Annotated in this window: 18 protein-coding genes; 4 read left to right on the top strand and 14 right to left on the bottom strand. The window is 72.3% G+C overall.

Going from position 1 to position 21104, the window contains the following annotated elements; genetic code table 11:
- Positions 1–2: 2 nt before the first annotated feature.
- The 11 genes from MY526_RS07840 to MY526_RS07790 form a co-directional block, all read right to left on the bottom strand.
- Positions 3–935, bottom strand: a complete 933-nt coding sequence (locus MY526_RS07840; protein ID WP_436703616.1) for an HpcH/HpaI aldolase/citrate lyase family protein — start codon at positions 933–935, stop codon at positions 3–5.
- A 2-nt stretch (positions 936–937) separates the two neighbouring features.
- Positions 938–2104 (bottom strand): acyl-CoA dehydrogenase family protein, encoded by a 1167-nt coding sequence (locus MY526_RS07835; protein ID WP_436690870.1) that lies wholly within the window; start codon positions 2102–2104, stop codon positions 938–940.
- A gap of 11 nt (positions 2105–2115) precedes the next feature.
- A complete protein-coding gene (locus tag MY526_RS07830; protein ID WP_436690868.1) occupies positions 2116–3834 on the bottom strand; it encodes an AMP-binding protein in 1719 nt (572 codons plus the stop codon).
- Positions 3835–3866: 32 nt separating this feature from the next.
- Entirely contained in the window at positions 3867–4583 is a 717-nt protein-coding gene (locus MY526_RS07825) for an ABC transporter ATP-binding protein (RefSeq protein ID WP_436690866.1), read from the bottom strand.
- Positions 4567–5373: an ABC transporter ATP-binding protein gene (locus MY526_RS07820; protein ID WP_436690864.1), complete on the bottom strand. Its 807-nt coding sequence runs from the start codon at positions 5371–5373 to the stop codon at positions 4567–4569. Before MY526_RS07820 ends, MY526_RS07825 begins: the two co-directional genes overlap by 17 nt.
- Positions 5370–6323 carry a branched-chain amino acid ABC transporter permease gene (locus MY526_RS07815; RefSeq protein WP_436690862.1) on the bottom strand — a complete coding sequence of 318 codons (954 nt, stop codon included), beginning with the start codon at positions 6321–6323 and terminating at the stop codon, positions 5370–5372. Before MY526_RS07815 ends, MY526_RS07820 begins: the two co-directional genes overlap by 4 nt.
- Positions 6320–7210 carry a branched-chain amino acid ABC transporter permease gene (locus tag MY526_RS07810; protein ID WP_436690860.1) on the bottom strand — a complete coding sequence of 297 codons (891 nt, stop codon included), beginning with the start codon at positions 7208–7210 and terminating at the stop codon, positions 6320–6322. Before MY526_RS07810 ends, MY526_RS07815 begins: the two co-directional genes overlap by 4 nt.
- 64 nt (positions 7211–7274) lie before the next feature.
- Positions 7275–8483, bottom strand: coding sequence for an ABC transporter substrate-binding protein (locus MY526_RS07805; RefSeq protein WP_436703615.1), 1209 nt, complete (start codon positions 8481–8483; stop codon positions 7275–7277).
- A gap of 253 nt (positions 8484–8736) precedes the next feature.
- Positions 8737–10197 carry an aldehyde dehydrogenase gene (locus MY526_RS07800; protein ID WP_436703614.1) on the bottom strand — a complete coding sequence of 487 codons (1461 nt, stop codon included), beginning with the start codon at positions 10195–10197 and terminating at the stop codon, positions 8737–8739.
- A gap of 66 nt (positions 10198–10263) precedes the next feature.
- Positions 10264–10707, bottom strand: a complete 444-nt coding sequence (locus MY526_RS07795; protein WP_436690852.1) for a nuclear transport factor 2 family protein — start codon at positions 10705–10707, stop codon at positions 10264–10266.
- Positions 10708–10718: 11 nt separating this feature from the next.
- Positions 10719–11840: an NDMA-dependent alcohol dehydrogenase gene (locus tag MY526_RS07790; protein ID WP_436690850.1), complete on the bottom strand. Its 1122-nt coding sequence runs from the start codon at positions 11838–11840 to the stop codon at positions 10719–10721.
- A gap of 354 nt (positions 11841–12194) precedes the next feature.
- On the opposite strand from MY526_RS07790, the gene MY526_RS07785 reads away from it, so the two are divergent.
- The 3 genes from MY526_RS07785 (at position 12195) to MY526_RS07775 (ending at position 16662) form a co-directional block, all read left to right on the top strand.
- A complete protein-coding gene (locus tag MY526_RS07785; protein WP_436703613.1) occupies positions 12195–13136 on the top strand; it encodes an alpha/beta hydrolase in 942 nt (313 codons plus the stop codon).
- Positions 13137–13171: 35 nt separating this feature from the next.
- On the top strand, positions 13172–14833 hold the full coding sequence (locus MY526_RS07780) for a flavin-containing monooxygenase (RefSeq protein WP_436690846.1): 1662 nt from the start codon (positions 13172–13174) through the stop codon (positions 14831–14833).
- 185 nt (positions 14834–15018) lie between these two features.
- Entirely contained in the window at positions 15019–16662 is a 1644-nt protein-coding gene (locus tag MY526_RS07775) for a flavin-containing monooxygenase (RefSeq protein ID WP_436703612.1), read from the top strand.
- A gap of 42 nt (positions 16663–16704) precedes the next feature.
- Here the strand turns inward: MY526_RS07775 and MY526_RS07770 are convergent, their stop codons facing one another.
- The 3 genes from MY526_RS07770 to MY526_RS07760 are packed head-to-tail and all read right to left on the bottom strand — an operon-like array spanning position 16705 to position 19774.
- Complete coding sequence (locus MY526_RS07770; protein WP_436690842.1) at positions 16705–17532, bottom strand: mycofactocin-coupled SDR family oxidoreductase; 828 nt, start codon at positions 17530–17532, stop codon at positions 16705–16707.
- A gap of 28 nt (positions 17533–17560) precedes the next feature.
- A complete protein-coding gene (locus MY526_RS07765) occupies positions 17561–18607 on the bottom strand; it encodes an LLM class flavin-dependent oxidoreductase (RefSeq protein ID WP_436690840.1) in 1047 nt (348 codons plus the stop codon).
- Between the two features lie 33 nt (positions 18608–18640).
- On the bottom strand, positions 18641–19774 hold the full coding sequence (locus MY526_RS07760; RefSeq protein WP_436703611.1) for an acyl-CoA dehydrogenase family protein: 1134 nt from the start codon (positions 19772–19774) through the stop codon (positions 18641–18643).
- Positions 19775–19917: 143 nt separating this feature from the next.
- Here MY526_RS07760 and MY526_RS07755 point away from each other — a divergent pair, with 143 nt between their 5' ends.
- Positions 19918–21102 carry a thiolase family protein gene (locus MY526_RS07755; RefSeq protein ID WP_436690836.1) on the top strand — a complete coding sequence of 395 codons (1185 nt, stop codon included), beginning with the start codon at positions 19918–19920 and terminating at the stop codon, positions 21100–21102.
- Positions 21103–21104 lie beyond the last annotated feature (2 nt).

Genomic DNA, 21104 nt, shown 5'->3' with positions numbered 1-21104 from the left:
GGTCAGTGCCCTCCTTCCGGGGCGTCGATGCCCAGGGCGTCGCCCGGGGCGGGGCGCGCGCCGGGAGTGGCGCGGGCGTGCGCCAGCCACTCCCGGGCGGTGTCGGCGTGCGCCTTGTCGATGTGCACGCCGCGGTAGCGGACGGCGCCGGAGCCGGCGGCCGCGGCCTGCTCGTAGGCGCCGACCAGGCCCTCGTGGAACTCGATCTCCTCGGCCGTCGGGGAGAACGCCTCGTTGACGACGGCGACGTGCGAGGGGTGGATCGCGATCATGCCGCGGAAGCCGAGCTGCCGGCCCTTCTCCGCGAAGGCCTTGAGCCCGGCGAGGTCGTCGAGCCGCTCCCACAGGCCGGTGAGCGGGTGGATGCCCGCCTCCCGGCAGCCCAGCAGGATCCGGCTGCGCAGGTAGAGGGTCTCCTCGCCCTCCGGCGTCCACCGGTACCCGACGGCGCGGGCGATGTCGGCGTGCTCGGCGGTCGGACCGATCATCGCGCCGACCCGCGGCGAGGCCAGCGCGATCTCCCGGGCCGCCTGGATCGCGCCGATCATCTCGACCGGCACGATGTACTCCAGCCCGCGCACCCCGTTGCGCTCCTCGAAGTGGTCGAGCAGCGCGTCGTAGCGCAGCACGTCGGTGGCCGTGCTGATCTTCGGCGCGAACACCCCGGTGAGCCCCTGGACGACGACCGCCTCGAGGTCGCCGCCGGTCAGCCGTGTGTCCAGCGGGTTGACCCGGACGAACAGCCCGACCCGGGTGTCGCGGGACCGCACCGTCCGGATCGACTCCGCGACGGTCTGCCGGGCGCCGGCCTTCAGGTCCGCCGGGACCGAGTCCTCCAGGTCCAGCACGATGCAGTCGGCGCCGGCGGCCAGGGCCTTGTCGATCCAGGCCGGCTTGTGGCCGGGGACGAAGAGGATCGAGCGGTACGGGACCATGCTCAGTAGCTCCGCGGCAGGCCGAGCACGTGCTCGGCGGTGTAGTTGAGCACCATCTCCTGGCTGATCGGCGCGATCCGCATGAGCCGCGCCTCGCGGAAGTAGCGCTCGACGTGGAACTCCTTGCCGTAGCCGAAGCCGCCGTGCACCTGGAGGGCGACGTCGGCGGCGTGGAAGCCGGCCTCGGCGCAGAGGAACTTCGCGGCGTTGGCCTCCCGCCCGCAGGGCAGCCCGCGGTCGACCATCCACGCGGCCTTCTGCACCACCATCTCGGCGGCGTCGAGCCGGATGGCGGCGTCGGCGAGCTGGAACGCGATGCCCTGGTTCTGCCCGATCGGCCGGCCGAAGACGACCCGCTGCTTGGCGTACTCGGTGCCGCGGCGCAGCGCGGCCTTGCCGATGCCCAGCGCGGCGTTGGCGCTGATCACCCGCTCGGCGTTGAGCCCGCCGAGGATGGTCCGGAAGCCGGAGCCGACCTCGCCGACGACGTCCTCGTCGGCGACGAAGAGGTCGTCGATGAACAGCTCGTTGGTGTCGACGGCGTTGCGGCCCATCTTGGGGATCGGCCGGATCTGCACCCGCTCGCGGTCCATCGGGGCGAAGAAGAGGGTCAGGCCCGCCGTCTTCTTCCCGTTCGGGTCGCGGGGGCTGGTGCGGGCGAGCAGCAGCATCCGCTGCGCCTCCTGCGCCTTGGTGATCCACACCTTCTGGCCGGAGACGAGGAAGCCGCCGTCGACCTTTCGCGCGAACGTCGAGAGGTTCGTCGTGTCGGTGCCGGCGTCGGGCTCGGTGACGGCGAAGGAGACGTGCAGGTCGCCGCTGGCCGCCTGCGGCAGGAAGCGGCGCTTGAGCGACTCCGAGCCGTGCTCGATGACCGGGTGGAACCCGAAGATCCCGATGTGGACGGCGCTGCAGCCGCCCATGCCCGCGCCGGAGGCGGAGATCTCCTGCTCCACGATGGCCGCCTCGGTCACGCCGAGGCCCCCGCCGCCGTACTCCTCGGGGATGGTCAGCCCGAGCCAGCCGGCCTTCCGGACCGCCTCGTAGAACTCCCAGGGGAACTCGTGCGAGGTGTCGTGCTCCATCCAGTACTCGTCCGGGAACTCCTTGCACATCGCCCGGACGGCCTCGCGGATGTCCCGGTGGACCGGGTCCTCGGTGTAGTCCATGGGGGGTCTCCTCAGCGGGCGCCGGCGCCGGCCGGGGCGGCGGCGAGCCGGTCGGCGGTGTCGGGGGTGATGCCGGCGGCCCGCAGCTGGGCCTTCTGCACCTTCTCCGACGGGGTCTTGGGCAGGGTGTCGACGAAGCGGATGAAGCGCGGGGTGGCGAAGCCGGGGATGCGGCCCTCGCACCAGGACCACAGCTCGGCGGCGTCCACCGGGTCGGCCGCGGGGTCGCGGACGACGCAGGCCATGACCTCGTCCTCGCCGGCCTCGGACTCGGCGGCGACCGCGACGACCGCGACCTCGAGGACGCGGGGGTGCGACAGCAGCCCCTGCTCGACCTCGTAGGAGCTGATGTTCTCCCCGCGCCGGCGCAGCGCGTCCTTGTAGCGGTCGACGAAGTAGAACCAGCCGTCGGCGTCCCGGCGCAGCGCGTCGCCGGTGTGGAACCACAGGTTCCGCCACGCCTCGACGGTCTTCTCCGGCATCCCGTAGTAGCCCAGCGAGCAGGTCCACGGGTGCCGGGGCCGCACCACCAGCTCGCCGATCTCGCCGACCGGCACCTCCCGGTCGGTCTCCGGGTCCACCAGCCGCACGTCGAACCAGTCGGCCGCCTGCAGGCCGGCGGCCCCGGCGGGGCGGTCCTCCCCGTACGGGGACAGGATCGGCGCGCTGGTCTCGGTCAGCCCGAAGACCTCGGTGAAGGCCTCGATCGCGAAGCGCTCCTTGAACTCCGCGAGGATCGACGTGGCGGTGGGTGCGGCGAACACGGTGCGCAGCACGTTGTCGGTGTCGTCCGGGCGGGCCGGGGCCTTCCAGATGAAGTCCATCATCACGCCGATGAGGTTGGTGGCCGTGACGCCGGAGGCCCGCAGGTGCTCGACCCACCGGCTGGCGCTGAACCGCGGGCGGCAGACCAGCCGGGCGCCGGCGATCAGCGCCGGGTAGGCCGCCATGAACTGGGCGTTGCCGTGGAACAGCGGCGTGCAGGTGAAGTAGACGTCGTCGGGGGTCAGCCGCTGCAGGCTGACGACCTCCTGACCGAAGAAGTACATCTGCGCGTGCGGCATCGCCACGCCCTTGGACGGGCCGGTGGTGCCCGACGTGAAGAAGATCGACGCCAGCTCCGACGGCGCCGGGGTGCCGAACTGCGCGCCGGCGCGGGCGCCCTGCGCGAGCTCCTCCCACGGCTCGGCCGCCCAGCCGGCGTCCCGCAGCAGCCGGAGCGCCTCCTCGCGGCTGCCCGAGTCGATCACCCAGAACTTCTCGATGACCCGCGCGGACTCGGCGACAGCGACGAACTTGGCGGCGTGCACGTCGTCGACGACCGCCCAGCGGGGGGCGGCGGTGACCATCTGGTGCTCGAGGAAGAGGCCCTCGTAGGCGGTGTTGATCGGCACCTCGACGGTGCCGCCGACGCCGGTGCCGAGCCAGGTCCGCAGGAACTGCGAGGAGTTGGCGGCCATCACCAGCACCCGGTCGCCAGGCGCCGCGCCGGCCTCGGCCAGCCGGTCGGCGACCGACTCGGCCTGGACCAGAGACTCGGCGTAGGTGAGGGTCAGCTCCTCCTCGGGCAGGTCCAGGAAGACCGCGTCGGGACGGCGGGCGGCGTGGTGCCGCAACACCGTCGTGAGGGTCCAGTCGTCCTGGTCCGGAAACACCGGGACGAGGTCCGTGTAGGTCCGCATCTCTCCCCTGCCGATCGCGTCGTGCTGGAGGTCCGGATAGCTAATCATGATCAGGGTTCTTGCCGCCAGGGGCGACTCGTTCAGTCGACGAGCGCGGCCTCGCCGAGGAAGGCCCGGAGCACCGAGCTGTTGGACCGGGCCTGCTGCGCCGGCCCGGAGAAGACGACCTCGCCCCGGGCCATGGCGACCACGTCGTCGGCGATCTCCAGGCCCATGTCGGCGTTCTGCTCCACGAGCAGCACCGCGATGCCGGTGTCGGCCATGGTGCGCACCGCGCCGAGCACCGACTCGACCATCGTCGGCGCCAGCCCCATCGAGGGCTCGTCGAGCATGATCACCCGCGGCGAGGACATCAGCGCCCGGCCGAAGGCCAGCATCTGCTGCTCGCCGCCCGACAGCAGCCCGGCCGGGCCGCCGCGCCGCTCGCGCAGGATCGGGAACATCCCGTACACCTGCTCGAGCACCTCGCGGGAGCGCTCGCGGGAGGCGGTGTACCCGCCCAGCACGAGGTTCTCCTCCACGGTCAGCGGCGCGAAGACCCGGCGCCCCTCCGGCACGAGCACCATGCCGGCCCGGACCACCTTGTGCGGCGCCCGGCCGGTGATGTCCTGCCCGTCGAGCTCCACCCGGCCGGCGTGCACCCGCACCAGGCCGGCTGCCGCCCGCAGCGTGCTGGTCTTCCCCGCGCCGTTGGCCCCGAGGACCAGGGTCACCCGCCCCGGCGTCGCGGAGAGGTCCACGCCGCGGACCGCCTCCGCCGTCGCGTAGCGGACGTGCAGGTCACTGATCTGCAGCACGGTGCCACCTCTTCCCCAGGTAGGCCTCCTGCACGGCCGGCTCCCGGACGACGTCGCGCGGGCTGCCCTCGGCGATCGGCAGTCCCTGGTTCATCGCCAGCAGCCGGTCGCAGGTGTCGACCATCATCTGCACGTCGTGCTCGACGAGCAGCTGGGTCAGCCCCTCGTCGCGCAGCCGGCGCAGCAGGCCGGCCACCTCCAGCCGCTCGGGCTGGTTCATGCCGGCCGTGGGCTCGTCGAGCATGAGCACCCGCGGCTGGGAGGCCAGCGCCCGGGCGATCTCCACCCGGCGGGCGGTGCCGTAGGACAGCTCGCCGGGCCGCAGGTCCAGCAGGTCGCCGAGCCCGGTCCGCTCGATCGCCTCCTGCACCGCGGGCGGGACGCTGCGCCGGAACACCTCGCGTACCCGCTCCCCCTGGCTCCGGCGGATGTCCGCGCCGAGCTGGATGTTGCCGAGCACGGTGAGGTCGGGCAGCAGCCGGACGGTCTGGAAGGTCCGGGCGATGCCGCGGTGGGCCAGCCGGGCCGGGGGGGTGCGGCTGTAGTCCTCGCCGTCCAGGAGCACCCGTCCCCGGGTGAGCGGGACGAGCCGGGTGATCGCCGCCAGCAGTGTGCTCTTCCCCGAGCCGTTGGGGCCGAGGATGCCGAGGATCCGGCCGGTCTCGAGGGTGAGGTCGATGCCGTCGACGGCCTTGATGCCGCCGTAGTGCACCGCGACGTCCTCGGTCTGCAGCACCGCCTCCGGCACACCGGGCCGCGGGCCCTCGGGCCGTGCGTCGAGCGCCGTCACGGCCGCACCTCCGCCGCCGGGCCGCCGAGGGCGGCGAGCTGCTGGGCCGGGTCCGCAGTGGCCGGCTCCGTCGGCGCCGTCGCGCCCTCGGCCGGTATCCGCCGGTGCCGCGTGCGCATCCGGCGCCACCCGCTCTGCAGCAGCCCGAGCAGGCCGTTGGGCACGTAGACCGCGGCGGCGGCGACGAGGACGCCGTAGACGACCAGCTGCCACTCGCCGACGAACTGCAGGACGCTGGGCAGCCAGGTGAAGATCACCGCGCCGATCGCCGCGCCCGCCCAGGACAGCGTCCCGCCGACGATGATCATCGTCAGGGCGGTGACCACGAGGTGGAAGCCGATGGTCTCCGGCGAGACGGTGGTCCGCAGCAGGCTGTTCATGCCGCCCGCGCAGGCGCCGAGCGCGCCGCTGACGACGAACACCCGCCGGCGCACGCGGTTGACGTCGATGCCGAGGGACACCGCCAGCTGCGGGTCCTCGCGGACGGCGTCGATCCGCCGGCCCATGGCCCCGCGCTCGCTGGCCGCCAGCAGCAGGATGACCACCACGGTGACCAGGACGACGTGGGTGGTGGTCAGCGTGCTGATCGCGCCGAACAGGCCGGTCGCCCCGCCGGTGAGCTCGCCGCCGTTGGTCGCGACCACCGCGAGGAACAGCGCGAAGGCGATGGTGGCCATGCCGAGGTAGAGGCCGGCCAGCCGGGCCACGAGCAGCGCCAGCAGGTACCCGGTGACCGCGGCGATGAGCATGCCGGCGCCGATCGCGAGGATCGGGGCCACCTGCAGCCGGATGGTGAGGATCGCCGCGGCGTAGGCGCCGATCGCGTAGCTGCCGATGCCGGCGAAGGAGAAGACCCCCGCCCGCAGCGGCACCTGGATCGACAGCGCCAGCAGCAGGCTGATGAAGGTCGACTGGATGAGGACCAGGTGGGAGAAGTACCACGCACTCATGTGCGCCGGACCTCCTGCCGGCCGAGCAGGCCGTTGGGACGGACGAGCAGCATCAGGAAGAGGACGCCGAAGGCGATGGCCGGCGCCCAGGTGCCCGACGTCGTCACCAGGACCAGCGTCTCGATCCCGGCCAGGACCATCGCCCCGAGGACGACGCCGGCGATGCTGCCGACCCCGCCGAGGATGATCGCGGCGAACGCCTTGAGCAGGAACGCGTCGCCGGTCTCGGGCGCGATCGAGCCCAGGTAGTAGGTGAGCAGCACGCCGGCCAGCCCGGCCAGGCCGCCGGCGACGGCCATGGTGAGCAGGGCCAGCCGCCGCCGGTCGACGCCCATCATCGACGCGACCTCGGCGTCGACCCCGATGGCACGCAGCGCCAGCCCGGGGCGGGCCGCCCGCAGCCACCAGCCGATGACCGCGGCCAGTCCCAGCGCGGCGACCAGGGTGACCAGCTGGACGTTGCTGACCCGGACGAAGCCCAGGTCGTAGGTGGTCACCCGGAACGTGCCCGCCTGGTACCCGAACGGAACGCTGCGGGTGAGGTACTGGGCGACCGCCAGCGGGATGATCGCGATGCCGATGCCGCCGACGAGGATCTGCATCTCGGCCTTGCGGTGGTCGGTCGCGCGCCGCTGGATCGGCTCGAAGGCAAGCACCTGCACCAGCAGCGAGAGCACGGCCCCCACGACGACGCCGACGGCGAGCATCACCGGCATCGGCAGGGCAACCTCGCGCACCACCAGGTGGGCGGTGAAGGCGGCGAACATGAAGATCGAGCCGTGGGCGAAGTTGAGGATCCCGATGGTCCCCCACGCCAGGCTCATCCCGAGCGCGAAGAGCAGGTACAGCGACCCGAGGGTCAGCGCGTTGAGCACGTCCTGTGCCATGTCAGGTCCTTCCGGGAGGCCGGTGCCGGCGGGTCGCCCCCGCCGGCACCGGCCGGCGGCCAGGTCAGGAGTCGGCGCTGTCCACCGGGACCTCCGCCGAGCCGTCCCAGCGGACCAGGACACCGGGGACGCGGGCGTCGTTGCCCTCGAAGGTGATCTCGCCCTGGGCGCCGGCGAAGCCCTCCTGGGCCACCGCCGCCAGCCCCTCCTGGAGCGCGGTGCGGTCGGCGCTGTCGGCCTCGGCCAGGCCGCGGGCGAGGAACCACGTCGCGTCGTAGGCCTCGGCGGCGTAGTTGTTCGGCACCTCGCCGTCGTACTTCGCCTGGTAGGCCTCGACGAAGGCCTGTGTGCTCTCGACGTCCTGGTCGGCGGTGAAGTTCGTCGGCCAGACGAAGCCGGCGGCCTCCTGCCCGGCCGAGGCCAGGTTGCCCGCGCCGGCGGCGCTCATCCCGATGAGCTCGCCCTCGTAGCCGGCCTGCCGCAGCTGGGTGATGGCCACCGGGTACTGCGGGCCCTGGACCATGAGGAACGCCGCATCCGGGGCGTCGCCCGCGATCTGCGACGCCGGGGTGGTGAAGTCCTGCTGGGTGGCCTCCACCCCGCCGGTGCTCACCACCTCGAAGCCGTGCTCGCCGGCCAGCTCCGGGATGGTCTGCTCACCGAGCTGCACCAGCGTCGGGTTGCCGCTGTTGAACAGCACCGAGGCGGTCGCGACGCCCTGCTGCTCGGCGTACTCCCCGGCCAGGTCGAAGTAGGACGCGGCGGGCGGGGTCATCCGGAAGGTGTAGTCACCGATGACCACGCCGTCGCTGCCGGCCTGCACGTAGACCGTGGGCATGCCCTGCTGGTCGACGATCGGCGAGACGGCCGTCGCCTGGGCGCTGGCCTCGGGGCCGATGATCGCGACGAACGAGGGGTCGGCGATCGCCTGGCTGGCGAAGCTGGCCGCCTCCTGCGGACTGGTGGCGCTGTCGCGGCTCTCGACCTCGATGGTCGTCTCCCCGAGCAGGCCGTCCTCCTCGATCATCTCCAGCGCGAGGTCGATGCCCTTCTGGGCGTTGAGTCCGGCGAAGGAGACGGGGCCGGTCAGCGCGCGGATCGACATGATCCGCACGGTGTCGGGCAGGCCCTCGCCGCCGCTCCCCTCGCCCCCGCCGCCGCCACTGGGAGCGGTGTCGGCGGGCGAGCTGCAGGCGGCGAGTCCGACGGCCAGCAGCAGGGCTCCGGCCCCGCGCAGGGCCGGGCGCCGACCGGTCCGAACGGCTCTGTCCATGGATGAGCTCCCGAAGGCTTGTAATGATGCGAAGGGTTAGGCGGACTGTAACGGCGCTCACAAAAGCTGTCCAGACCCGTCCCGCGGGCGTCCCGGCGGTGGAGTCGGCCCCGGACGCACCGCGGCTCCGGTCCCCTGGCGGGGGCCGGAGCCGCGCTACTCATCAGGGGGCGGCCCCGTCCAGAGGCTCACCGTGGCCCCGTCCCGGGTCCCGCCCTGAGCGTGCGAAGGGCGGGGAGGACGGGCTCCTTCTTCAGATGCCCTGGATCATCTTCGTCTCGAGGAAGGCGCTGATCCCCTCGGGACCGCCCTCCCGGCCCAGGCCCGACTGCTTGAAGCCGCCGAAGGGCTGGGTGACGCACATGCCCCAGTCGTTGACGTAGATCTGGCCGGTGCGGACCCGCCGGGCGACGGACTCACCGAGCTCCCGGTCGGCGCTGAACACCGCTCCGGACAGCCCGTACTGCGAGTCGTTGGCGATGCGGACGGCGTCGTCGACGGTGTCGTACGGGATCACCACGATGACCGGGCCGAAGATCTCCTCCTGCGCGATCCGCATGGAGTTGTCGACGTCGGCGAACAGCGTGGGCTGCACGTACCAGCCGGTGTCCAGGCCCTCGGGCCGGCCGCCGCCGGTGACCAGGCGCGCGCCCTCCTCGAGCCCGGTCCGGATGTAGCCCTCGACCCGGTCCCGCTGGCGTTCGGCGGCCAGCGGGCCGAGCACGGTGCCCTCCTCGCGGGGGTCCCCGACCTTGACCGACTCCATGATCGCCTTGACGCCCTCGACGACCTCCTCCTGCCGGTCGCGCGGGACGACCAGCCGGGTGAGCGCGGCGCAGACCTGACCGGAGTTGCCGATGCCGGCGAAGGTCACCGTCTGGACCACCGAGGCGACGTCGGCGTCGGGCAGCACGATGGCCGCCGACTTGCCGCCGAGCTCCAGGGTCACCCGGGCGATCCGCTCGCCGCACAGCTGCATGACCCGCCGGCCGGCCGCCGTCGAACCGGTGAAGGACACCTTGTCGACGTCGGGGTGCTTGACGAGGTACTCGCCGACCTCCCGGCCGCCGGGCAGCACGCTGACCACGCCGTCGGGCAGGCCCGCGGCCTCCAGCGCCTCGGCCAGGATCATCACCGAGACCGGGCCCTCGGGTGCGGGCTTGAGCACCACCGTGCAGCCCGCGGCGAGCGCCGGTGCGATCTTCAGCGACGCCGTGGCGACCGGGCCGTTCCACGGGATGATGACCGCCGCCACGCCGATCGGCTCGCGCACGATCGTGGCGGTGCCGCCGCCGGGCAGGTCCCGCCGCTCCTCCAGGATGATCGTGCCGGCGAGGGTGGCCGCGTCGTCCCAGATCGCCGAGGCGTTGGCGTGGAACGCGGTGCTGATCATCGCCGGGGCGCCGATCTCCGCGGTGAACGACGCCTCCATCTCCGGGATGCGGCGGCCCACCTCCTCGCCGACCCGGCGGAGGGCCGCGGCCCGCTCGGCCGGCGTCATCCGCGGCCACGGCCCCTCGTCGAAGGCCTTCCGGGCCGCCGCGACGGCGGCGTCCATGTCGGCCGGCCCGGCCGCCGGCACCGTGGCCACGACCTCCTCGGTGATCGGCGAGACCACCTCGATGACCTCGTCGGTGGCCGGCGGCACCCAGCGACCGCCGATGAACAGCTTGTCGAACGAGCGCACGCCGGCGCGCTCCTGTACCGCGGTCATGCCGGTCCTCCCAGGGACGGACGGGCAGAAATGGCCATTTCTGCCCTCGGGGTCGGGGTGGTGGGCTCAGGCATCGAAGCCCTCCAGCTCGGGCGGGGTGAGTGCGGAGATCCGGCGCTCGGCGATCCGCCAGCCGTCGGCGGTGCGCCGGTAGACGTCCTCGTTCAGGGCGATCGCCTTGAACGCGGCGCCGGACTTGGTGTGGCCCTCGGAGAACACGTAGTTCGTGCCGCGGGCCGTCGTCCCGTCCGCGTCGAGGTCGACGACGTGGTTGGTGATGATGTGGAACTGGTCGGCGATCGCGGCGGCGTCCCGCTCGAAGAAGCCGAGGATCGCCGCCCGTCCCTCGAGCCGCTCGAGGCCCACCGGGCTGGCGTCCCACACGGCGTCGTCGGTGAAGGCCGACAACGCCTCCTGCGGGTCGAAGCGGTCCAGCCCGCGGGCGTAGAGGTGGGTCACCCGCTGGATCTCGAGGACGTCGGCGGTGCGGTCGGTGTGGGTCAGGGTCACGGTCGCCGTCCTCAGTTGTCGTAGACGATGACGCCGCGGATGTTGCGACCCTCGCGGAGGTCGGCGAACGCCTCGTTGATGTCCTCGAGCTTGTAGGTCTTGGAGATCAGCTCGTCGAGCTTGAACTGCCCGTTCTTGTACATCTCCGCGATGAGCGGGATGTCGTTGCGGGAGTTCGTCGTGCCGTAGAGCGAGCCCTGCAGCCGCTTGCCCGACATCGCGAAGCTGAACAGGTCGAACTGGATGTCGCGCTGCATGACCGGCGCCGCCGACGTCAGCACGATGACCCCGCCGCGGCGGGTCAGCTGGTTGGCCTGCTCGACGATGTCCCCGCGGGCGACGTCCACGGTGATGATCACCCGGTCGGCGCCCTGGCCGTTGGTCATGCGCTCGACCAGCTGCGCGGCCTCCTCGAAGGACGCGACGGGGTGGGTCGCGCCGAACTCCTTGGCCTTCTCGCGCTTGAAGGGCACGGGGTCGACGGTGATGATGTTCTTCGCCCCGCGGTGGACCGCCCCCTGGACGGCGTTCATGCCCACGCCGCCGGTGCCGAAGACGACGACGGTGTCGCCCAGCTGCATGTCGGCGGCGTAGACCGACGAGCCCCAGCCGGTCGGGACGCCGCAGCCGATGAGGGACGCCGGCATCAGCGGGATCTCGGGGTCGATCTTGACCACCGCGTCGACGGGGACGGTGACATAGGGAGCGAAGGTGCCCAGGTAGCTCATCGCGCCGACGCCCTTGCCGCGGGCGTGGATGCGGTGCGTGCCGTCGGGGGCGAAGCCCGCCAGGACCCCGGAGCCGAGCTCGCACATGTTGGCCTTGCCGGCGACGCACATGCGGCACTTGCCGCAGGAGGGCAGGAACGACAGGACGACGTGGTCGCCCTCCTGCAGGTCCGACACCTCGGGGCCGACCTCGGTCACCACCCCGGCGCCCTCGTGGCCGCCGAGGATCGGGGCCCAGGGCAGCGGGATGTCGCCGGTGTCCAGGTGGTCGTCGCTGTGACAGATGCCCGACGAGGTCAGCTTGACCATGACCTCCCGCCGCTTCGGCGGGTCCAGCTCGATCTCCTCGACGCTCCAGCCGGAGTTGGTCCCCGGCTCCCACAGCAGTGCTCCCACGGTCTTCACGTGCGGCTCCTCGTATCGGGTGGACGGGCGCGGCCAGGCGCCCGGGACGTGGTCGGGGCACCGGCGAGGAGGAGAGATGCGGCCGGCGAGCCCGGACAGGAGTGACCCTAGCCACAATCCTGCGCAGGGATCCAGAGTCCCTGCGCATGTTTCTTGGGACGTGCCCGGACGCCGGCGGAAGGGCTTGTCGGGGCGCCGGAGCGGGTGCAGGCTGCGGGACACCCCACCCCCGCCCGCGCTCTGCAGCGGTGTCGGAGGCCCCTTGTACGGGGCGCATGGTGCGCCTAGTTTGTGGTCCACATCACAGCCGATGCGGCCGCGGAGCCGCTCGGCGTCCCGGCGGAAGGCGGACCCATGGCGTTGGACGAGGCGACGACGGCGTTGCTCACCCAGCTCGCCGAGAGCGGCACCAAGCCCTTGCACGAGATGACCCCGGAGGAGGCGCGCGGGCTCACCGCGGCGCTCGGCGAGATGTACGGCCCCGGTCCCGAGATGCACCGGGCCGAGATGACCAGCGCGCCCGCGCCCGACGGGTACGCGATCCCGCTGCACGTCCTCGTACCGACCGAGCGGCCGCGCGGCGTGATCGTGTACTACCACGGCGGCGGCTGGGTCATCGGCGCGCTGCCGGAGTTCGAGACGCTGGGCCGCACGCTCGCCGACCGCACCGGGTGCGCGGTCGTCCTCGTCGACTACCGCATGGCGCCGGAGAACCCCTACCCCGCGGCCGCCGACGACTCCTGGGCGGCCCTGCAGTGGGTCGACGCCCACCTCCAGGAGATCGCCGGCGCGCGGGTGCCGCTCGTCGTCGCCGGGGACAGCGCCGGCGGGAACCTCGCGGCGATCATGGCGCTGAAGGCGCGGGACGCGGCCGGGCCCGAGCTGGCGCTGCAGCTGCTGGTCTACCCCGTGACCAACTGCGACCTCGACAACGAGTCCTACCGCGACCCGGCCAACCAGCTGCTGCTCAGCCGCGAGTCGATGGTGTGGTTCTGGGACCTCTACGCCCCCGAGCACGCCATGCGGCAGAACCCGGACGCCTGCCCCTCGAAGGCCGCCGACCTCTCCGGTCTGCCGCCGGCGGTCGTGCTGCTCGCCGAGCACGACGTGCTGCGCCAGGAGGGCGAGGAGTACGCCGACGCCCTCGCCGCGGCCGGCGTCCCCGTGCAGACCCGCGTCCTCGACGGGCAGATGCACGGCTTCTTCACGATGGTCAACGTCCTCCCCGGGAGCGCCACCGGGATCGCGTACGTCGCCGAGGCCGTCGACCGGCAGCTCACCGCCCAGCCCGCCTGATCCCGCGCCCACTCCCCCGAGAGGAACCCGAGCACATGACAGAGACGCAACAACGGCCGTCGCCGACGGGCCTCCCCGAGGTCGACGTCGTCGTCGTCGGCGCGGGGCTGTCCGGCCTCTACCTGCTGCACAAGCTGCGCGGCCAGGGCCTGCGGGTCCGGGTCTTCGAGAAGGGCGACGGCGTCGGCGGCACGTGGTTCTGGAACCGCTACCCCGGCGCCCGCGTCGACGTGAAGAGCATGGACTACAGCTTCTCCTTCGACTCCGAGCTGGAGCAGGAGTGGGAGTGGACGGAGAAGTACCCGCCGCAGGACGAGCTGCTCCGCTACATCAACCACGTCGCCGACCGCTTCGACCTGCGCCGCGACATCTCGCTCAACACGAAGGTGACCGAGGCCGTCTTCGACGAGGACGTCGAGCGCTGGCACGTGCGCACCGACCAGGGCGACCAGCTCTCCGCCCAGTTCGTGATCATGGCGACCGGCTGCCTGTCGGCGTCCAAGGTGCCCGAGGTGCCGGGGCTCGACCTCTTCCGGGGCCGCTGGTTCCACACCGGGCACTGGCCGAAGGAGGGCGTGGACTTCACCGGCCGGCGGGTCGGCGTCATCGGCACCGGCTCCTCCGGCGTCCAGGCCATCCCGCTCATCGCCGAGCAGGCCGGCCAGCTGACGGTCTTCCAGCGGACGCCGAACTTCGTGCTCCCGGCGCGCAACCACGCGATCGACCCCGAGCACCAGCGCTCGGTCAAGGCGCGCTACGCCGAGGTGCGCCAGGCCGCGCGGGAGTCCGGGTTCGGCATCGCCGTCCCGACGCCCGAGAAGTCGGCCCTGGAGGTCTCCGAGGAGGAGCGCGAGGCCAAGTACCACGACATCTGGTACGACGAGGACAACAACCTGGTCGACCTGATGGTCAGCTACAACGACATGATCACGAACAAGGCGGCCAACGACACCGCCGCCCAGTTCGTGCGCGACCGGATCGCCGAGATCGTGCAGGACCCGGAGACCGCCGCGGCGCTCCAGCCGCACGACCACCCGATCGGCACCAAGCGGCCCTGCCTCGGGACGAACTACTACGAGACGTACAACCTGCCGCACGTGCGGCTGGTCAACGTGCGGAAGACGCCGATCGTGGAGATCACGCACCGGGGGCTGCGCACCACCCAGGAGGAGTTCGAGTTCGACGACCTGGTGTTCGCCACCGGGTTCGACGCGATGACCGGCGCGCTGACCGCGATCGACATCCGCGGTCGCGGCGACGTGGCGCTGGCCGACAAGTGGCACGCCGGCCCGCGCACCTACCTGGGCATCCAGGTCGCGGGGTTCCCGAACCTGTTCACCATCACCGGTCCGGGCAGCCCGTCGGTCCTCTCCAACATGATCACCTCGATCGAGCAGCACGTGGAGTGGGTCACCGACGCCATCGCCTCGATGCGGGAGAAGGGCATCGCGACGATGGAGGCCACCGTGGAGGCCGAGGACGCCTGGACGGCGCACGTCGACGAGGTGGGGCACATGACGCTCTACCCGACCGCCGACTCCTGGTACATGGGGTCGAACGTGCCCGGCAAGCCGCGGGTGTTCATGCCCTACATCGGCGGCGTGGGCAACTACCGGCAGAAGTGCGACGACGTCGCCGCGAAGGGCTACGAGGGCTTCGTCCTCACCGGCCCGCGGGTGCCGGTCGGCGCCGGCTGAGCGGCCGCCGGGGTGGGGCGCCGTCGCGGCGGCGCCCCACCCCGGCGTCTTGACCCCCGTCCGACCTGCCTCCTAGCTTGTGTGACCTGGGCCACACGGCCCGCGCACCACCCCGCTCGCTCACCCTCGGTCCCGGTGGCCGGCTCTCCCCCCGCCGGGACCACCACGCCGAGGAGGACTTCCCCGTGACGCAGACGCTCCCCGAGATCTCGCCCACCGGTGCCGCTGTACGCACCGTCGACGCGGTCGTGATCGGTGCCGGCTTCTCCGGCATGTACATGCTGCACCGGCTGCGCCAGCAGGGGCTGACCGTCCAGGTGTTCGAGCTCGCCGACGGCGTGGGCGGGACGTGGCACTGGAACCGCTACCCCGGCGCCCGCTGCGACGTGCGGAGCATGGAGTACTCCTACTCGTTCGACCCGGACCTGGAGCAGGAGTGGCAGTGGTCGGAGAAGTACCCGACCCAGCCGGAGATCCTCCGCTACGCCAACCACGTGGCCGACCGCTACGACCTGCGGCGGGACATCCAGTTCGAGACCCGCGTCGAGTCGACCGTCTGGGACGACGAGGCGGAGCGCTGGACGGTGCGCACCGACCGCGGTGAGGTGCTGTCGGCGAAGTTCGTCGTGCACGCCTCCGGCTGCCTGTCGATCTACAAGACGCCGGAGATCCCGGGCCTGGAGAGCTTCTCCGGGCCCTGGTACCACACCGCCCGCTGGCCCCGGGAGGGCGTGGACTTCTCCGGGCAGCGGGTGGGGATCATCGGCACCGGCTCCTCGGCCATCCAGAGCATCCCAGTGATCGCCGCCCAGGCCGCGGACCTCACCGTCTTCCAGCGGACACCGAACTTCGCCGTCCCGGCGCACAACCACGAGTTCCCGCCCGGCTACCAGGAGGAGATGAAGGCGCACTACCCGGAGTTCCGGCAGGACGCGAGGACCTCGATGCTCGGCATCCCGCACCCGCCGGCCGAGAAGGGCGCGCTGGAGGACGACCCCGAGGCCCGCCGCCGCCGGTACGAGAAGGCGTGGCACGACAAGGACAACACGCTGGTCGACCTGATGGCCGCCTACACCGACATGCTCACGGACAAGGAGGCCAACGACACCGCGGCGGAGTTCGTCCGGGAACGTATCCGGGAGATCGTCAAGGACCCCGAGACCGCCGAGGCGCTGTGTCCCAAGGACTACCCGATCGGCACCAAGCGGATCTGCGTGCACACCGACTACTACGAGACCTACAACCGGGACAACGTGCACCTGGTCGACCTGCGGAAGACCCCGCTGGTCGAGATCACGCGCGACGGCGTCCGGACCACCGAGCAGGAGTTCCGGTTCGACGCGCTCGTGCTGGCCACCGGCTTCGACGCGCAGACCGGCGCCCTGACGTCGATGGACATCCGGGGCCGCGCCGGCCTGCAGCTCAAGGAGCACTGGGACGAGGGACCGCGCAGTTACCTGGGCATCGCGGTCGCGAACTTCCCCAACATGTTCATCATCACCGGCCCGCAGAGCCCGTCGGTGCTGTCGAACATGATGGTGTCGATAGAGCAGCACGTGGAGTGGGTCTCTGACGCCATCCAGTACGTGCAGGAGCACGACCTACGCACCATCGAGGCCACCCCCGAGGCCGAGGAGAGCTGGGTCGAGCACAACGCCGAGGTCGGCAACTCGACGCTGTTCCCGACCGCCAACTCCTGGTACATGGGCTCCAACGTCGAGGGCAAGCCCCGGGTGTTCATGCCCTACATCGGTGGCGTCGGCCCGTACCGGGAGCGCTGCGACGAGGTGGCCGCCAAGGACTACGAGGGGTTCGTCCTCGCCGGCTGAGCGCGCGGGTGGGGTGGGGCCGGACCCCACCCCACCCGCCGCTCAGATCAGCAGCGTCCCCATGTCGACCGGCAGCGCGGTGCCGGTGACGAACTTCGCCTGGTCGGACAGGAGGAAGAGGACGGCGTCGGAGATGTCGCCGGGCTGCACCAGCCCGTGCTCCATCACGTTCGCCATCCAGCCGGGTGGGGCGTCGGCCTGCAGGTCCTTGGTGAAGAACTCGTTGTTGATCATCGGGGTGTCCACGCCGGCCGGGACGACGGTGTTGACCCGGATCCCGTACTTGCCCAGGGCCATGGCGTAGTTGCGCATCAGGGCCAGCACGCCGGACTTGGCCGCGCCGTAGGCCATGTGGCCGGGGTTGAGCATCTCCAGCTTGTAGGCGACGCCGCGGAAGCTCGACGTCGACCCGGTGATGCAGATGGCCCCGCCGCGCCCGCGCTCGACCATGCCGGGGGTCACCGCGCGCAGGGTGAAGAAGACGCCGGAGAGGTTGGTGGCGATGGTGTCGTGCCAGGCGCTCATGCGCTGGGCGTGCGGGCCGGTCGAGGGCAGGATGCCGGCGTTGGCGCACACCAGGTCGATGCCGCCGAACCGCTCCTCGACCTGGGCGACGGCGGCGCTCACCTGTTCCTCGTCGCGCACGTCGCCGGTGATGCCGAGGAACTCCCGGCCGTGGTCGCGCACCAGCTTCTCGGTCTCGGCCAGGTCCTCCGGCGTCGACATCGCGTACTGCACCGAGTCGAACTGGCGGGTGACGTCGATGACCGCGACGTCGGCGCCCTCGGCGGCCAGCCGCACGGCGTGCGACCGGCCCTGACCGCGGGCTCCTCCGGTGACGAAGGCGACCTTGCCCTCGAAACGTCCCATGTCTCCTCCTGTCGGATCGCTCGTGCGCTCAGACCGCGCCGGTGGGCACGGGCTCGGGTTGCGGGGTGGGCAGGGCCCGGATCGCCGGGACCACCCCCTTGCCCAGCCGCTCGATCGCGGCGATGGTCTCCGCGGCGCTCATCGACGGCCACTGCGGGCGCAGCAGCAGCGGGTCGACCGGGAACCGGGTGCACAGCTCGGTCAGCTGCGCGATGACCTCCTCGTCCGTGCCGAGCACGGCGTGCTGGGTGACCGAGGCGATGAAGTCGGCGTCGAGGTCGGCCGCGCTGCCGGCATGACTCATGCCCTTCTGGGCGTAGCTCAGGTACTTCCCCTTGGAGACCCGGGCGTACTCGACGATCGCCTCCTCCCGGGAGCCGGCGACCAGCACGTTGCGGCGCACCGGCTGCGGGCCGAACGGCTTGCCCCGGGCGGCGAACCCCTCCCGCACCGCGGCGAAGCGCTCCTCGATCTCGTCGAAGGTGGCCTCCGGGGTGACCGGGAAGGCGTCGCCGAGCCGGCCGGCCCGGCGGGCGCCGGCGACGCTCTGCGCGCCGACCCAGATCGGCGGGTGCGGCGACTGCACCGGCTTGAGGTGCGGGCGGACGCCCTCGAGCTGCCAGAAGCGGCCGGAGTGGGTGACCTCGTCCTGCGTCCACAGCTTCACCAGCAGCTCGAGGATCTCGTCGGTGCGGGCGGCCCGCTCCTTGAACGGGATCCCCAGGTACTCGAACTCCTCGGGCCGGTACCCGATGCCGGCGCCGAAGACCAGCCGGCCCTCGGTGACCACGTCGAGGGTCGCCAGCTCCTCGGCCAACAGCACCGGGTGGTACAGCGGCGCGATCATGATCTGGGTGGCCAGCCGGGTCTGCGGGTCGCAGTCGGCGGCCAGCCGCGCCAGCAGGGGCACCGGCTGGAGCCAGCGCAGCTCCCCGTAGAGGAAGTGCTGGCCGATCGCGATGTAGGTCATCCCGTTGCGCTGCGCGGCGTCGACGATGCGGCGCACGTCGTCGAACTGCTGGGCGGGGCTGACCGAGCTGGGGACGTCGGAGAGCAGCATGCCGACGGCGACCATGGCGGTCCTCTCTGTCGGGTGGGGAGCCGCGGATCAGCCGCGGGCCGGACGGGTCAGGGTCTTGGCGAGCTGGCCGAGCAGCACCTCGTTGCCGCCCTCGTAGATGCGCATGGGCCGGGCGTTGCGGTACAGCCGTTCGATCGTGGAGCCGGTGACGACGCCGAAGCGGCCCATCATCTGCACGCAGCGGTCGGTGACCCGGCCGGCGGCCTCGGTGGCCGCGACCTTCGCCATCGACGACCAGTGCAGCGCCCCGAGCGGGTCGGCGGCGGCGCGGGTGGCGGCGGAGTAGGTCAGCAGCCGGGCCTGCTCGATCTCCGTCCAGCAGGTGCCGAGCATCTGCGGGATGGGGCCGAGCCGGGCCAGCGTGCTGCCGAACTGCTCGCGGGAGGTGGTGTGCGCGACCGCCTCGTCCAGCGCCGCCTGGGCGACGCCCACCGCGGAGCCGGCCACGGACACCCGGAAGGTGGCGAGGGTCTGCAGCACCAGGGGGAAGGCCTGCCCGGGCTGCCCGACCCGCGAGTCGAGCGGCACGCGGACGCCGTCGAAGCGGACGTCGCCGATGATGTGCGGCGCGATCAGGTCGGGGCCGGACTGCACGTGCACGCCCGGGGTGTCGGCCGGCACGAACACCAGCGAGAAGCCGCTCTCCTCCTTGGCCAGGACGGTGAAGAAGGCCGCCGCCGGCGCGTTGGTGATGAACGACTTGTGCCCGTCGAGCACCAGCTCGCCGTCCCGCTCCACGACCGTGGTGGTGATCGAGCGCAGGTCGGAGCCGACGGCGGGCTCGGTGAGGCACAGGGCGGCGATCGCCTCGAGCGCGACCACCCGCGGCAGCCACTCCTGCTGCACCCGCGGAGCGGCCGCGACCGACAGGGCATAGCTGCCGATGCCCTGCATCGCGAACAGCGAGTCCAGGTGCGCCGACACACCCCCGAAGGCCTCGCGGACGACGGTCACCGCCAGGGAGTCGACCTGCTCGGTGGCGCCACCGTGCGCCGCGGGCACGGTGATCGCGGCCAGTCCGCTCTCCTGCAGCGCCTCGCGCATCACCGGGTCGACGTCGGTGGCGGCGTCGGCCTCCGTGGCCCGCCAGCGCACCTTGCCGGCCACCTCGCGGGCCTGCTGCAGCAGGTCGCGGTGGGCGTCGGGCAGCTCGAAGGTCATGGGGGTCCTCCCGGGTGCGCCCCGGCGCCGTCGCTCGGGGATCGACCGGCACGGAGACCGGGCCGTCTGCCCTATCCATGTTATTGGTGTTCATGGTTATTGTGTCAACGCCCACACTCGCCAGCCGAGAGGACGGCCCCCTGATGCCCTCCGCCGTGATCGTCGACGCCGTCCGCAGTCCCATGGGCCGCGGCAAGGCCGGGGGCGCCCTGTCCGGCGTCCACCCGGTCGACCTCCTCGCCCAGGTGCTGCAGGCCCTCGCCGGCCGCAACGACCTCGACCCCGCCGTCGTCGACGACGTGCTGGTCGGCTGCGTCGGCCAGAACGGGGAGCAGTCGGCCACCCCCGGCCGGCAGGCGGTGCTGGCCGCGGGCTGGCCGGAGACGGTGCCCTCGGTGACGATCGAGCGCAAGTGCGGCTCGGGGCAGCAGGCCCTCGACTTCGCCGTCCAGGGGATCGTCGCCGGCGCCTACGACGTGGTCGTCGCCGCCGGGGTGGAGTCGATGAGCCGGGTGCCGATGGGCTCGGCCCGTGGCGCCGCCGACCCGCACGGCCCGCAGGTCCTCGCCCGCTACTCCCCCGGCCTGGTGCCGCAGGGCATCTCCGCGGAGCTGGTCGCGGAGAAGTGGGGGCTGACCCGCGAGCAGCTCGACTCCTACGCCGCCCGGTCGCACGCCCGCGCGGCCGAGGCGGTGGGCGCGTTCGAGCGCGAGCTGGCCCCGATCACCACCCCCGACGGGACGGTGACCGCCGACGAGACGATCCGCGCGGGCACCACCCCGGAGAAGCTCGCCGGGCTCAGGCCCGCCTTCGCCGGCAGCCCGAACGCCGTCCGCTTCCCCGAGCTCGAGTGGAAGATCACCGCTGGCAACTCCTCCCAGCTCACCGACGGCGCGGCCGCGCTGCTGGTCATGAGCGAGGAGCGGGCCGCCGCGCTGGGGCTGACCCCGCGCGCCCGCGTCGCGGCCACCGCCGTCACCGGTGACGACCCGCTGCTGATGCTCACCGGGCCGATCCCGGCCACCCACAAGCTGCTGGCCCGCTCCGGGTTCTCCATCGACGACATGGCGGCGGTCGAGGTGAACGAGGCCTTCGCCTCGGTCCCACTGGCCTGGCAGGCCGAGTTCGGGGTGGACGACGCCCGGCTCAACCCGCGCGGGGGCGCCATCGCCCTCGGCCACCCGCTCGGCGCCTCCGGCGTCCGGCTGGCCACCACGATGCTCGGCTTCCTCGAGGACACCGGGCAGCGCTACGGCCTGCAGACCATGTGCGAGGCCGGCGGCATGGCCAACGCCATGGTGATCGAGAACCTCTCCGCGAAGGGCTGAAC

It is taken from the genome of Geodermatophilus sp. CPCC 205761 (assembly GCF_051383655.1).
Taxonomy (GTDB): domain Bacteria; phylum Actinomycetota; class Actinomycetes; order Mycobacteriales; family Geodermatophilaceae; genus Geodermatophilus.
This window is presented reverse-complemented; position numbering and strand designations above follow the sequence as displayed.